The sequence below is a fragment of the Tichowtungia aerotolerans genome, from assembly GCF_009905215.1.
GTDB classification, from domain to species: domain Bacteria; phylum Verrucomicrobiota; class Kiritimatiellia; order Kiritimatiellales; family Tichowtungiaceae; genus Tichowtungia; species Tichowtungia aerotolerans.
This window is the reverse complement of sequence record NZ_CP047593.1, coordinates 1,392,958-1,406,935: the sequence shown is the minus strand read 5'-3', so window position 1 is coordinate 1,406,935 and position 13,978 is coordinate 1,392,958. Positions and strand designations below refer to the sequence as shown.

Annotated in this window: 14 protein-coding genes; 4 read left to right on the top strand and 10 right to left on the bottom strand. The window is 53.3% G+C overall.

The window, feature by feature from the left end; translation table 11 throughout:
• Positions 1–9: 9 nt before the first annotated feature.
• Positions 10–999 carry an LPP20 family lipoprotein gene (locus tag GT409_RS05990; RefSeq protein ID WP_160627903.1) on the top strand — a complete coding sequence of 330 codons (990 nt, stop codon included), beginning with the start codon at positions 10–12 and terminating at the stop codon, positions 997–999.
• Positions 1,000–1,067: 68 nt separating this feature from the next.
• On the opposite strand, the gene GT409_RS05985 is transcribed toward GT409_RS05990, so the two are convergent.
• On the bottom strand, positions 1,068–1,424 hold the full coding sequence (locus GT409_RS05985; RefSeq protein ID WP_160627901.1) for a DUF488 domain-containing protein: 357 nt from the start codon (positions 1,422–1,424) through the stop codon (positions 1,068–1,070).
• Between the two features lie 339 nt (positions 1,425–1,763).
• Here GT409_RS05985 and GT409_RS05980 point away from each other — a divergent pair, with 339 nt between their 5' ends.
• Complete coding sequence (locus GT409_RS05980) at positions 1,764–2,108, top strand: hypothetical protein (RefSeq protein ID WP_160627900.1); 345 nt, start codon at positions 1,764–1,766, stop codon at positions 2,106–2,108.
• On the opposite strand, the gene GT409_RS05975 is transcribed toward GT409_RS05980, so the two are convergent.
• The 4 genes from GT409_RS05975 to hcp all read right to left on the bottom strand — a co-directional run bounded on the left by GT409_RS05975 (position 2,105) and on the right by hcp (position 7,940).
• Positions 2,105–2,782 carry a class I SAM-dependent methyltransferase gene (locus tag GT409_RS05975; protein WP_160627898.1) on the bottom strand — a complete coding sequence of 226 codons (678 nt, stop codon included), beginning with the start codon at positions 2,780–2,782 and terminating at the stop codon, positions 2,105–2,107. The two genes, GT409_RS05980 and GT409_RS05975, sit on opposite strands and share 4 nt — an antisense overlap.
• Positions 2,779–5,517, bottom strand: a complete 2,739-nt coding sequence (nirB, locus tag GT409_RS05970) for a nitrite reductase large subunit NirB (protein ID WP_160627896.1) — start codon at positions 5,515–5,517, stop codon at positions 2,779–2,781. The genes GT409_RS05975 and nirB overlap by 4 nt, the downstream gene beginning before the upstream one ends.
• 20 nt (positions 5,518–5,537) lie before the next feature.
• The gene (locus GT409_RS05965) at positions 5,538–6,302 is read right to left on the bottom strand and encodes a formate/nitrite transporter family protein (protein WP_160627895.1); all 765 of its coding nucleotides are present in this window, start codon (positions 6,300–6,302) and stop codon (positions 5,538–5,540) included.
• Positions 6,303–6,380: 78 nt separating this feature from the next.
• Entirely contained in the window at positions 6,381–7,940 is a 1,560-nt protein-coding gene (hcp, locus tag GT409_RS05960) for a hydroxylamine reductase (protein WP_160630066.1), read from the bottom strand.
• A 164-nt stretch (positions 7,941–8,104) separates the two neighbouring features.
• Here hcp and GT409_RS05955 point away from each other — a divergent pair, with 164 nt between their 5' ends.
• Complete coding sequence (locus GT409_RS05955; RefSeq protein WP_160627893.1) at positions 8,105–9,094, top strand: SO_0444 family Cu/Zn efflux transporter; 990 nt, start codon at positions 8,105–8,107, stop codon at positions 9,092–9,094.
• 152 nt (positions 9,095–9,246) lie between these two features.
• Here GT409_RS05955 and GT409_RS05950 read toward each other — a convergent pair whose 3' ends face one another.
• From GT409_RS05950 to GT409_RS05930, 5 genes are all read right to left on the bottom strand, one after another.
• Positions 9,247–9,576: a hypothetical protein gene (locus GT409_RS05950; RefSeq protein ID WP_160627891.1), complete on the bottom strand. Its 330-nt coding sequence runs from the start codon at positions 9,574–9,576 to the stop codon at positions 9,247–9,249.
• A gap of 23 nt (positions 9,577–9,599) precedes the next feature.
• Positions 9,600–10,076, bottom strand: a complete 477-nt coding sequence (locus GT409_RS05945) for a DUF523 domain-containing protein (RefSeq protein ID WP_160630065.1) — start codon at positions 10,074–10,076, stop codon at positions 9,600–9,602.
• Between the two features lie 108 nt (positions 10,077–10,184).
• Complete coding sequence (locus GT409_RS05940) at positions 10,185–10,772, bottom strand: phosphoglycerate mutase family protein (RefSeq protein WP_160630064.1); 588 nt, start codon at positions 10,770–10,772, stop codon at positions 10,185–10,187.
• 247 nt (positions 10,773–11,019) lie between these two features.
• Entirely contained in the window at positions 11,020–11,418 is a 399-nt protein-coding gene (locus GT409_RS05935; RefSeq protein ID WP_160627889.1) for a VOC family protein, read from the bottom strand.
• An 86-nt stretch (positions 11,419–11,504) separates the two neighbouring features.
• Positions 11,505–12,122 (bottom strand): hypothetical protein, encoded by a 618-nt coding sequence (locus GT409_RS05930; protein ID WP_160627887.1) that lies wholly within the window; start codon positions 12,120–12,122, stop codon positions 11,505–11,507.
• A 526-nt stretch (positions 12,123–12,648) separates the two neighbouring features.
• On the opposite strand from GT409_RS05930, the gene ltrA reads away from it, so the two are divergent.
• On the top strand, positions 12,649–13,962 hold the full coding sequence (gene ltrA / locus GT409_RS05925) for a group II intron reverse transcriptase/maturase (protein WP_408647959.1): 1,314 nt from the start codon (positions 12,649–12,651) through the stop codon (positions 13,960–13,962).
• Positions 13,963–13,978 lie beyond the last annotated feature (16 nt).

Sequence of the window (13,978 nt, the reverse complement as noted above, 5' to 3'; positions counted from 1 at the left end):
ATACGGAATATGAAACAGGGCATATTGAGCCTAGCTCTCCTGCTGGCCGGATGCGCCACCGCTCCGAATGATCGGCCGGCCTGGCTGCTGAAACCGCAGGAACTTTATCCGCAGGCTCAATATCTGGTCGCGATCGGCGAAGGTGATACGCGCCGTGCAGCTGAAAACAATGCGAGCGCCGGCCTTGCCCGCATTTTTGAATCCGCGATTCAGGCAAATGAGTCTCTTTCTGAAACCGCCACAGAGACCAAAAAATCTCTGTCCCGGATCAGTGAACTTAAAACCCAGGTTCAAATCGGATCCAGCCAGAACCTGCTGAATATCCAGTTTGGAGAAACCTTCACGGATCACAACGGCCGGGTTCATATCGCGGCCCTGCTTCCGCGCCCGGAAACCTCAGCAATCTATCGCCGGCGAATCGCTGAAAACAGTTCCGATGTTCAGTTGCTGACCGACCTGAGCAACCAGGCCCCGGGTCCCGTTGGAGCGTACGCCTTCCGGCGTGCCGCCGTACGCAAAGCGCTGGAAAACGACCGAATGCTCGCGCAGCTCGACATCATCAATCCCGGTGCGCAAAACCGGTTTTCATTGGGATATGATCCGCAAACGCTCTATGCAGAAACCGCTGCCGCCGCGCAGAAAATAACATTCTCTGTTGAACTGTCCGGCGATGCTGGGGATGCCCTGCGCGAAGCGCTGACCGGCATGGGATTTTCTGAGGTAAATCCGGCCGTTTTGACTTTTTCCGGAAATGTCGATATTCAACCAACAGACCTGCACCGCGATACACTGGTTTTTGTTCGCTATCGCTATCAGATTGAAGCCCGCGACCGGAAACAAAACCTGATTCTATCGATCAATGACTCACGCCGGGAAGGACACATCAATTTTGAGCAGGCAACTCTTCGCGCACAGCGGAGTCTGCGAACATCCATCACCTCCGAGATTCCGCGCAGACTCGGCGAAACACTGGATCGTCTGGCTTCTCCAGAAGAATGATCCGTGTCCATGAACTGAACAGGTTTTAATGAGAATTCCGCACGTTGAGTACGCTCTGATGGACAAGCTTATTGTTTCAACTGTTCGTCCAGTACTTCTTTGAGAACCACCGCATGGCTGTGCGTCTCGTCTTTGGCCGCAAACAGCAGTGTCATCGTTTTTTCCGGGCAGCTTTCAAGCAGCTTCGTAAGCTCATCCGTTTTTTCTTCGAGTTCCGCGCGATACTTTTTGCTGAATTCGTCCCATTTCCCGGGATCGTGGCCGTACCATTTGCGCAGGGCATCGCTCGGCGTAACCTCTTTGGCCCACTCATCCAGCTGCGCCTCCTCCCGGCGCACCCCGCGCGGCCAAAGACGGTCTACGAGAACGCGCCAGCCGTCCGCGGCAGACGCCTCCTCGTAAATACGTTTGATTTTGATCTTCATTCCACCACCCGTTCGTCGTCCGTGTGCGCAGCAAACGCTTTCGTCAACGCAGCTTCGACCGGGATGCTTTTTGTTATCTCGAGATTCATGGCGTCTGGCCTCCTTTCCATGTTTGTGTCTGAAAAGTCCTCTTTTGTATCGTTGCGGACACGGGCCGTGCCTGCCATCAGCAACCATCCTGTTTTCGAACAGCACGTCTTTTCCATCGAACCCACTTTTGTACCGGGGTTGAAGCTGATTGACAAAGGAACATTATCTCCTCTCAAACAATCTGTCCTTGACCCGAGCTAAGAAAACCCTTCAATAACGGAAACTGACTTCCGGTAAATGGAGACACAAATGGCCGATTTCCGAAGTGTATTAAAAGCATGGGGACATCCGGAGTTCGCTGCAGTACTGAAAAAAAACATTGCTGCACTGGACAGCAATACCTTGCCTCTTCAACAGGGTCTGAAGGCCGGCAGCTATGCACTGGACGACTCCATTGAGGCTGTGATTCTCAGCACTCAGGAACTTCCCGGAGCTATCGAGATCAAAACACAGATTTTTTATACCTCCCGCACGCCGGGCTGCGCCTGCGCCGGAGATCCGACCGTCGAAAGCGAACAGACGGAACAATGCCTCGTACTGATTCGCATCGACAAACAAACCGCCGAAGCAACCGCAAGCCTGCTTGATGATTAACATCTCCTGAAAATTCCCTCATACAGAACCGGAGCGCCGCCGGACTGCAATTCACCGCATTTTCTCCGATTATATTCGGTTATCGATTCGCCCGGCTCCCGGATAAACCCGACAGCCTCCAACTCTTCAACCAGCTGCGCTTCCGTTAAAAAACACTGCGGTTCGCCGGCAAACTGGGTAAACACAAACTGCTCTCCCAAAACAGGCTCCGCATCCTCCGGCAGTGTGTTGCGGGAGAACGTAAACACAAAAAGCGGCGCTCCCGGTCGCGCGACGCGCGCGGCCTCGCTGACCGCCGTCCGAAACTCAGCGACGGAACGGGCCAGGTTCCAGATCCCGTGAGCCACAATAAAATCGAAGCTCTGATCCGCCAGAGGCAGCCGATCCATAGAAGCCGATTGAAACCGAAGGCGTTCGGTCAGACCCTCCTGCTGTGCACGCCGCCGCGCCGCTTCGAGCATGGGATCCGACAGGTCAAGCCCAAGTACATTCCAGCCGCGGCCTGCCAGCGGAACGGCGTTACACCCTGCTCCGCAGCCGATATCGAGCAAACACGGATCAATGCTTCGACCGAGCTCCTTCTCCGCAAACTGCATCAGTTTATCATTCGGCGATGTCGCAGAGAGTGTAGCCACCACCTCCGGCCGTTCCCACCTCCGGGACAGAGGTGTCATTTCACAACCCCTCTTCCTATGTCGGCGATTTGCGGCTTCACCAGAACCCGGCCATTTCGAAACTCGATGGTATAGATTCTGAGCGGATCAATGTCGGGGTTGTCACAGGCGCCTGTTTTAATATCAAAGGAATAGCTGTGGATGGGACAGGTGAGACGGCCGTTACCGATGATGCAGTCGATCAGCGGACCCTGCTCATGGGGACAGCGTCCGTCGGTGGCGATCCACTGGTCGTCGCGGGTATGAAAGACCGCGACCGGATGATTGCTGATCACGATTTCCTGTGACGTGCCGGGCGGCATGTCTTCGACGAGCGCGATTTGTGTAAATCCATCATCGGTTTCCGGTTGGATCGGTTCCATACCTGCTCCCATTGTGTCTGTGAGATTCTCCCACGGATCCTTGTAGTTTTCGCGAAGCTGTGCAAAACGGGTTTCGAGCTCGCACAGTTCTTCTTCCGGTGCGTGGAGGATGGCATCGACAACGGTTTTAAGACCGACCCGCTCGATAAAATGAGCACTGCGTTCTCCGTATTTGGCGTTCCGGCAGTAATATTCGTAGAAACGGTCGGCGATACGGATCACTTCGTCGTCGGTTTTGACCTGCGCGATTTTCTGCGCGACGTACACCTGAGCGCCGCCGTTGCCGCCGATGAAAATATCCCATCCACCTTCAACGGCGACCACGCCGAAATCTTTGATGGTGGCTTCGGAGCAGTTGCGCGGACAGCCGGAAACACCCATTTTGACTTTGGCGGGTGAACGCAGTCCGCGATAGCGTTCTCCGAGTACGCGGCCGAGTTCAAGGGAGTCTTTCAGCCCGAAGCGGCAGTGGGTGGAACCCACGCAGGCTTTGCAGGCACGGAAGCATTTGGTGAAGGCGTGGCCGGACCCCATCTGCAACTCGTCCCAGACGTTTTTCAGGTCGGTTTTATCGACGGAATAGAGTCCGATGCGATCGGCACCGGTGACTTTGATGAGTGCGCCGTATTTGTCGGCCACGTCAGCAATGGCCCGCAGATGAGCACTGGTCGTCTGGCCTCCGGCCATGTTGGGAATGACGCTGAAGCGGCCGTCCTTCTGAATATTTCCGGAGTAACGGTCGTTGGCACAGCGCGAATCCTCTTCGAGGACATAGTCGGAGCTCCAGATGTAATCCAGAAGATAGTCGAGCGCCATGCGGGTTTTGGAGTCGTCCACTGCATTCGGCACTGAATGCAGCACCTGCGACACGGAGCGCAGGCTGTTCGCGCGGATAAATGCAGTGAGTTCCTCACGATCCATCGGGACACCGGCGGCATAATATTTTTCAGCCGGATCTTCCCGAAGCTCGCCCACTTCGGAGATGAGAAGCGCCTTGAGCTTGTTTTTGCAGTTTCCGCAACCGGTGCCGGCCCGGGTGTTGAGCATTACCTTATAGAGCGTATCGCTGCCGTTCGCGATGGCCTTGCGGATTTTTCCGGCGCAGACACCATTGCAGTCGCAGACCTGCGCGTCATCCGGAATATTTGATCCGTCCATGATGGCGTCACCGGCGCGGGCTCCGGGAAAGAGCAGGTCGGCGCGGCGGGCGGGAACGGGAATTTTGGCGCTGTAATGCAGTTCGATGGCATCCGCGTTGAGGTCCTCCCCAACGAGTACCGCTCCTTTGATCCGTTCGTCCTGAATGATGAGCTGTTTATAGACCGCACCGTGCGGGTCCGTATAGTGCGAAACTTCATCGCCGGGTTCGGGTTTAAAACGTCCCATGCTGATAACCGGGATGTCGGATTTCAGGCGGGCGGGCACAGGGGCCGACGGGGCATAAGCGACCTGTTCGCCGCACAGGACAGCAGCCAGCGTCCGGGACTGTTCATAGACCGGCGCAACGAGTCCCCACGTCTCGCCTTTGAATTCGATGCACTCGCCGCAAGCGTAAATGAACGGATCGCTGGTCTGCAGACGGTCGTTGACCGCAATTCCTTTGTTGAAGACCAGTCCGGCCTGCTCGGCCAAATCCTTGTTCGGACGGATGCCGCAGTTGAAAAAGACGGCGTCGGTTTTGATAGACGATCCGTCTTTAAAGCGGACTTCCTCCACCCCGGCCGTCGAGCCGAGAAGATCCGTGATGTAGGTGCCCATCACAAAGTTGACGCCCAGCTCTTCGAGATGACGCTTGAGATAGTTGCCGGCCTCCTCGGGAAGCTGCAGCTCCATCAATGACGGCATCAGGTGCGAAACGGTCACCTGCTTGCCAATCAGCCGCAGCATCAGCGCCAGTTCCAGACCCAGCAGGCCACCGCCCAGCACGATGGTATGGCTTTTGTCTTTCAGAAAAGTTCGGATGTGACCGACATCCTCCAGTTTGCGCAGGGCGAAGACGCCGGGCAGGTCCAGGCCGGTCATCGGCGGAATGAACGGATGAGAACCGGTAGCCAGCACCAGCTTGTCGTAGGAGACGATCCGGCCGTCTGCGAGCGTCACAGATTTTGCGGCGCGGTCGATGACTGAAACCGCTTGTCCGAGCAGCGCTTCGACCCCGTTGTCTGCGTACCATTCCGGAGTGTTCAGAAAGAAATCCGGCAGATCCGGCTCTTTGAGTTTTATGACCAGTTTGATGCGGTTGTAGTTTCCGCACGGTTCATCGCCAATGACGGTGATGGCGTATTGCTCCGGGGAGCGGCTTAAAATTTCTTCGACTAGTTTTCCCGCAGCCATTCCGTTGCCTACGATCACCAGCTTTTCTTTTTGTATCATGGTGAGTCTCCTTCAGTGCCTCAGCGGTTTCGTGATGCCAAATGATATGCCCCGGCCAGCACCACTGCGCCGCCGAGAATGTTCCCGAACGTAACCCAGAGCAGGTTGTAAAAATATCCGCCCCAGTTGATGCCATCGCCCGCATGGGCAAATAACCCCATGGCCAACAGGGACATATTGGCGATGCTGTGCTCAAAGCCGGATCCGATAAATGCAAACAGGCAAAGTCCGATCAGCATGATTTTCGCAGCGTCTGAACGCGTGCGCCCTGCAGTCCAAAGCGCCAGACAGACCAGCAGGTTGCACAGCAGGCCGCGCGCGACCAGGGCACCGGGTTCCACACTCATTTTGGCCGCGGTCACTTTTCCAATCATTGGAAACGCATGATCGATACTGCCGGAAAACACCACCAGCCAGGCCAATGCCAGCGAACCGAGGAGGTTCCCGATCCATGAAACCGTCCAGATGTTCAGCAGGTCACGGATGCGGGTCTTCCGGGCCAGACCGGAAAACGTCAGATACATGGTATTTCCCGTAAACAGTTCCGATCCAGCAAAGACCACCAGCGTTAAGGCGATTGCGAACGAGACCCCCATCACCAGTTTAACCGCCGGACTGTCCGCCTGATCGAACGGTGCTCCGACCGAAAAAATCAGAATAGTGCCGAGGCCCACATAGAGGCCCGCCAGCATAGAGGCGATAAAGTAACCCAGTGGATTGTTCTTCAAAAAAACCGTCTTTTTCACACCGAGCTGGACAGCTGCGTCAACGGATTCCTGATACATATCAGCCTTTCCTTTGAAAAAACCCGGCACAGAGGTGACAGTGCACCCCTGTACCGGTCCTTCCATTGCGCGGAATCTTTAGTTGCCCAGACACTGCGCCAGGTCGGCTTCGGCAGTGGTGGTCGGTGCGATGTTGAATTTCTCAACCAGCACGTTGAGCACAGGAGGCGTAATGAACGCTGGCAGGCTCGGTCCGACTTTGATGTCTTTGATGCCGAGGTGCAGCAGCGTCAGCAGGATGCAGATGGCTTTCTGCTCGTACCACGACAGGATCATCGACAGCGGCAGATCGTTGACGCCGCAGTCAAAGGCGCCGGCCAGTGCGATGGCAATCTGGATGGCACTGAAGGCGTCGTTGCACTGCCCGATGTCGAGCAGGCGCGGAATGCCGCCGATCTCGCCGAACTCCAGCTTGTTGAAACGGTATTTTCCACAGGCCAGCGTGAGGATTGCGCAGTCGTCCGGCACAGCTTCTGCGAAGTCGGTGTAATAGTTGCGTCCGCTCTTGGCGCCGTCGCATCCACCGATCAGGAAGAAGTGCTTGAGCGCTCCGCTTTTCACCGCGTCGATAACCGTCGGGGCCACGCTCATTACCGCATTATGACCGAAGCCGACCATGATGTTTTTTTCGGGCTCGGTTTCCGGGAATCCGGGGGCTTCCAGCGCGGCTTCGATGACCGGTGAGAAATCGCCGTTATCGATGTGCTGTACGCCGGGCCACTGGACAAGACCGCAGGTGAAAATGCGGGCTTTGTAGTTTTCCTTCGGCTTCTGGATGCAGTTGGTGGTCATCAGAATCGCACCGGGGAAGGCCTCGAATTCAGCGCGCTGATCCTGCCAGGCACCGCCGTAGTTACCGACGAGGTGCTTGTATTTTTTCAGTTCCGGATAGCCGTGGCACGGGAGCATTTCACCGTGGGTGTAGATGTTAATGCCTTTGCCTTCGGTCTGCTCCAGCAGCAGGGCCAGATCTTTGAGGTCGTGGCCGGAAATCAGAATGGCTTTGCCTTTAACCGCGTTGATATTGACCGGAGTCGGTACGGGATGGCCGTAGGTGCCGGTGTTGGCTTCGTCGAGCAGACCCATGACGGTCAGGTTGACTTCACCCACTTTCATGGCGAGGCTGAACAGCGCGTCAACGGTCGGAGTATCCTGTTTGAGTGAGGCCAGTGCTTCGTGGAAAAACGCGAACACAGAGTCGTCTTCCTTGCCGAGGATGTAGGCGTGATCGGCATAAGCGGCCATCCCTTTGAGACCGTACAGAATCAGTTCCTGCAGACCGGTAATATCATCGCCGAGGGTGTTCTTGCGGCTTTCAATACCAACGGCCTCGCCCTGTTTCACCAGACCATCCATGTCGGCAGCGGGTTCAAAGTCGCACAGCTTCGCGCCGCGGCGGATCACCATTGCAATATCATCCGGATCAAAGTTCACATTGGTAACAGTGGTGAAAAGCCCTTCCATCACAAACAGGTCGGCTTCACGGCTCCGCCCGCCCGCCTGTGCCTTGACGGCGATCTGTTTACACACATCGACCAGCAGATCCTGAAGCGCGGCGGTTTCCGGATCTTTTCCGCACACGCCGAAGCTGGTGCATCCGCTGCACTGGGCGGTTTGTTCACATTGGTAACAGAACATGCTCATCGTATTTCCTTTCGATTTATAGTTTGCGCTTTCAATGCTGAGGATTATGCTCATTTTTGAACTGAGAACATTGACCTGAGTCAAGTGATTCAGAAATTTTTGAGGTACTCCTCCCTATGGAAGCGATGCTGAGCATAATCTCTAAGTCTTGGGCTGTCATGGCAATAATGGCCCCTTATCTTCTGCTCGGATTCCTGGTTGCGGGAATCCTCGCAGCCTTTGTGCCGGTCACATTTATTGAAACCCATCTTGGCAAACGCGGATTTAAACAGATCATTAAAGCATCCCTGCTGGGGGTTCCGATTCCTCTCTGTTCCTGCAGTGTGATTCCGCTTTCCGCATCCCTGAGCAAACACGGTGCAACCCGCGGGGCGACGGTCTCATTTCTCACCTCCACTCCCCAGACGGGAGTGGACAGCATTGCCGCCACATGGGGATTGCTCGGACCGCTGTTTGCCGTTTTCCGAACAGTCGTCGCTTTTATTACCGGATGTATCTGCGGAGCTTCCGTCGAGGCTTTTTCATCTGCACAGGACGAATCTCCTCATGAGGCCTGCGATGAACATTGCCCATCCTGCAATCCAGTTCCCAAAACGGTTCGCTGGAAACAGGTGTTTACATACGGGTTTGGAACGCTCCCGCGCGATATCGGACGCGCACTGCTGATCGGAATTCTGGTTTCCGGCCTGCTGGGTGCACTGGTCCCGGAAGATCTGTTCACCCGCTATCTGAACTCGGAATGGCTTTCCATGCTGGCTGTGATGGGACTCGGCATTCCGCTTTATGTCTGCTCCACCGGATCGATTCCTATAGCATTAGCAATGATCGGAGCCGGTCTTTCTCCGGGGGCAGGATTGGTTTTTCTCATCACCGGACCGGCGACCAATGCCGCCACTATCACCACAGTTTTTAAATCCATGGGAAAAAAAGCAGTCATCATCTATCTGACCACACTGGCAGGATGCTCCTTGATTGCCGGATGGCTGCTCAATCGAATCTTATCCATCGATATGGTCGTTGATCATGTTGAGCATCACGCAACCAGCGCCGGGATCTTTGAGCACATCTGTGCTGCATTTCTTACTGCGCTTCTGATTCGGTCTGTTTTACCTCGAAAAAAGAAATGCTGCAGCGAACCTCAACATTAAGAAAACCGGATACGTTCCGACTTTTTTTCGATGATGAGCGCCGTTTGATTACCGCACTCGATGCCCCCTTTTTTTGAAGAGCAGTTCCCGGTTGATTTTTCCGCCGGGGTTGAACCTCTTCGTTATTTCCTTCGGAAATTATTTGGCTGCGCTTAAGCCCGTATCTCTCGATTGCCTGGTTCGATTTTCATTTTATTTTTATTCCACCACCAAGCTTTGATACCAAAGTAAAATGAAAGGACCGCCATCGATAAAAAGGCAAACATGATCAGCCAGTCTGCAACTGAAATCAATCCGATTTGGGAGATCCAGTAGATCGCAACTCCACCACTGATGACTCCCTGAGTCAGGATATATCCGGTGGCATCACAGGTTATGGCTCCAGACACAACATCTCGGTAAAACAGATACGGTCTGGCAATCCGCCAGCCGTAGACTGTCAGGAATAAACTGCCGATTAAAATGTTTTCTATTTGATCCATATTTTCGATGCCAGATAGCACCATTACGCACTTGTCGCATGGATGGCCTTGTTAGCATCTGCTATCTCATACTGGTTAAACACTTGAATACCATGCCTGCGCAGTAACGCTGCTGTAACGCCCATGCCGGGAATTCGGTGACCTGAAAAGCTACCGTCATAGATCAATGAACTTCCACAAGAAGGACTCGACTCGGCCAGTATTGCTATTTCAATATTAAACTTTTTGCACAATTCCAGGGCAACAGAAGCACCTGCAATAAAACCATCGCTCACCATATTGCCGCCCTTTTCAACAACATCGGTTTTGCCGTCTAATACCCTGTTCCCGCTTCCATCAACAATCTCCGCAGGTTTCCTTGGAATGCTCATTCCCGCTTCAACTTCGGGGCAAACGGAAACAATCCGGCCTTCAGATATCCACCTCTCTAAAACCTGATTATTCACTGAAAGGCTCCCGCCATCGTATCGAACCTTTTTCCCTAGAAGGCAGGCACTCATTAATACTTTTCTCAAAAGACCACTCCCCTGTATTGTGGTGCCAACGATTCACGTTACTCTAAGTGAGCGGAGTCCTCGATAGCGTATGCGCGCGGATTAAGCCTTTTTTCACGGTACCCATGTGATAATACCTTCACTTGGATTCTTTTTTTCCCACCGCCAAAACGAATCTAAATCACGAATACCATCTTCAATTACAGCTTTATATATCTGGATCGACATCACTTCTCGATCATCTGGAACAGCATTTTTTATCCGGAGAATTGCCTTGCGCGTTTCTGGAGTCAGAACCTTCAAAATGCGGTCAGCCACATTTTCAAAATAACCGGCGAAGGGAGATTCGTTTAAAATGTGAATCATATCCATTTTCCAAGAATCTCCATCTTGATCTTCATATATTGCATGCCACTCAATACACTTATCTTCGGATTCAAGCAGGTTCGAGTAGCTAACAGATTTGATTCGCTTGCTTTCTGCGAGTTTAGACATCGCGAGAAAGCTGTCGGAAAGCTTGAAAGGACTCGTATAGATGTGAAAATCAATATCCCGATTGTTTATGAGCAACCCGGTCTTAAGAGAACCCACTAAATTAATCGTCGCTCCAATTGAAGACCAGTGATTGACCACACTGGTTTCTTCAATGACAGACCATGCCTTTTCCTGCATTTGCTTTGCAGCATCAAATATATTGCACATTATTTGTTGATGCTTTTGTTTCATTTCCTGACCTTAAGCACCCCTGTCCCCACCAGATGCTTTTCCGAAAACTTTCAACTCAGAACCAAATACCTCCAACCAGGCTGGCGCTCCATCCGACAATGGCCAATAACAGTGCTACTATTTCCATTTAATATACTTTTTCTCAGCAGAAAGTTATGTGTTACCCGCTCGGGAAATAAAAAGATGGTGCACCTTTCCGACCAGGGTTCACGCGCTGGCTCGGCTAGTTTTTGCAGTACTGTTTAAATTCTTCGGATGGTTCTCTGTCGGAATAGATGTAGAGGCAGACCCCATTAGGATCGGGAATCGAAAAACCACGATCCCCCCAGGGATGCTCCTCAAGTGGCATAACCGGGATTAATCCAGCTTTTGTCAAACGCCGGTACTCAGCATCAACATCATCAACAGAGAAGTTATAAATCAGTCCGGCGGGATTGCAGGCTGGGGGTGATGGATCCTGGGGCGCCATAAACTGAAGCTCGGAGGTTTCTTTCCCAAACTGCAAATTGACGTACCACCCACAGTCAAAGGTGACTTTGGCATCGAAATGTTTCACGTAGAAATCACGTGATTCGGCAACTTTCTCTGTGGCGATGCATGCTGACAGTGTGTTTACGATCATGTTATTCCCTTTCTGTGCTGAACGTCCCGGCTCTCTCTGAGCCGCCGGAGGCGGCGATAGAGTGAAGCCGATGGTTGGGGTGATTTTTACACATCACCCATTTGCGTTATTATGGTTACTGGAACGGCTATAATATAAACAGGTGTCAAAACAACATCCGTAACAAGAGCAGGTAGAAATAAAATAGGATGTTGAATTTTCCCGGCAATACTTCTTTTTTTTACTCTGCCGTATCTTCTGGCTTTCTCGAACGATATGGATACATCTGATTTCTTGTCGGGGTATGGTATAGGTCTTGTTAGGTTTCTTTCTGCAAGCGTCACTCCTGCTACTTCTTGTGAGCTGTCTTTTGATAGTGCTAGTTCTGTTTGCGTTGCCCGCTCAGAATTGTTGTTAATAGAGTTTTTTGAGAACTCAGGTGATAAATAAATGATTACACGTCCCGAGCTGTTCGTTTCTCTGTTGAATATGGAGAGGTCATTCTTTGTTAATAAACAGTACTGAGTTGAAATGATTTTAGGCTCACGTGTTATGAATCCATCGCACCTGTTTATTGTTTGTTCCTGGATGCCGACGTCTCCATTTTCCCAGCAGACAATCCCAGATGCACGCTTAAATTCAATCTGACGACCATATTCATGCACGATCATTGATGCGCAACCTGAATTAAACAGAGCGATTATCACTAATAAAACAATTCTCATATTTCTTGCTGACCCCAGCGTAACGCTTCGCGTCACTCTGAGCGGGCGGAGCCTGCGATAGAGTGAATGCAGTGGGTACGCCTGGCATGAGCGTAGACTGACGGGGTTCGAGTCCCCTGCGCGTAGCCCGGCTGTTGTTAATCTCTTTCACGGAGTTTGACGATAGCTGAAGCGCTAGACGAAATCAACTGCGGCTTCGTGAGGAGTCGTGGGGAGGAAGATGGAGTTCAAGACTGTGAGCCGACGAACAGAAATCGCATATAAGGCTGAGGAGGCGGATGAGGTTGCCCAGCAAACCGAAGTCCGGGGCAGTGCCTCTACGGTAAATGCGGCGGTTGTGCAGTTGAAGTTTGCGTTCTTATCCGGGGAGACCTGCGGCACATGCGCTTCGGCAACGGAGAGCGTCGGCGTCAGTAATGGCGGCGATGATGCGGCAGGAGTCAGCAGACGGCATAGTACCGATGACCTGTCGGGAAGGCCGGAACGAAAGGAGCGGGCAAGCCCCCGCTGTGATCTGGAACCTTCGATGATGCCGTCCGGCGGAGAAGATGCATCCGGCACAGCGGACGAAGCGAGCCCGCAAGATGAACTACTGGAGCAGATTCTTTGCAGTGAGAACATGCAGCGAGCATGGGCGCGGGTGAAGGCAAACAAGGGCGCGGCGGGCGTGGACGGCATGTCTATTTCTGACGCGGCCGGGTTTATCCGCCGGAACTGGGAAGCGATTCGCTCAACCTTGGAAAACGGGAGATACTGCCCGCGCCCGGTGCGCCGTGTGCTGATTCCCAAGCCGGACGGCACGCGCCGCCCGCTGGGAATTCCGACGGTGCTCGACCGCCTGATCCAACAGGCGATTGCGCAGGTGTTGACCCCGATCTTCGATCCGCACTTTTCGGAATCGAGCTACGGCTTTCGGCCCGGACGATCCGCGCACGACGCGGTGCGGCAGGTGAAGAAGCTGTTCCGCTCAGGACACCGGGTTGCGGTCGATGCCGACCTCTCGAAGTTTTTCGACACCGTCAACCACGACGTGCTGATGCACTGCGTGGAAAAGCGGGTGAAGGACAAGGGCGTGTTGAGACTGATCAGGAAATATCTAACGGCGGAGGTGATGCATGACGGGCGTTGGGAGCCAACACGTCAGGGCGTGCCGCAGGGCGGCCCCCTTTCTCCGCTCTTAGCAAACATCCTGCTCGACGAGCTCGATCAGGAACTCGAACGGCGGGGACACAAATTCGTGCGCTACGCCGACGACTTCATCATCTTGGTGAAATCGCAACGCGCGGGCGAGCGGGTGTTTTTCAATGTTCGGAACTTTCTGGAACGCAGGCTGAAGCTGACGGTCAATGAGACCAAAAGCAAAGTCGCGTCTCTGGACGAATGCACATTCCTCGGGTTCCAGATCAAACATGGACGGATTCGATGGAGCCAAAAGTCCGAAAAGGAGTTCAAGCGGCGCATCAAGGAACTCACCGGCCGAAGCTGGGGTGTTTCGATGGCGTACCGACTGAAGAAACTGCGGCAGTATATGCGCGGCTGGATCGGATACTTCGGTATCAGCGAATACTACCAACCCATTCCACTGCTCGACCAATGGATACGCCGCCGCGTGCGGATGTGCTACTGGAAGATGTGGAAGCGACCTGCAAAGCGGTTCCGCGAACTGCTCAAGCTGAACGTTAATATTCGGCAGATCAAAATGGTCGTTAGCAGCCGCAAGGCGTATTGGAAGCTGGCACGCACGCTGGCAACCAATATGGGTATGGGAAACGACTGGCTTGCCGAGCAAGGGTTAATCAGTCTCCCGAAGCGCAGCGAAGATAATTTCCGAAGGAAATAGTGACCGAAGGGAGCGG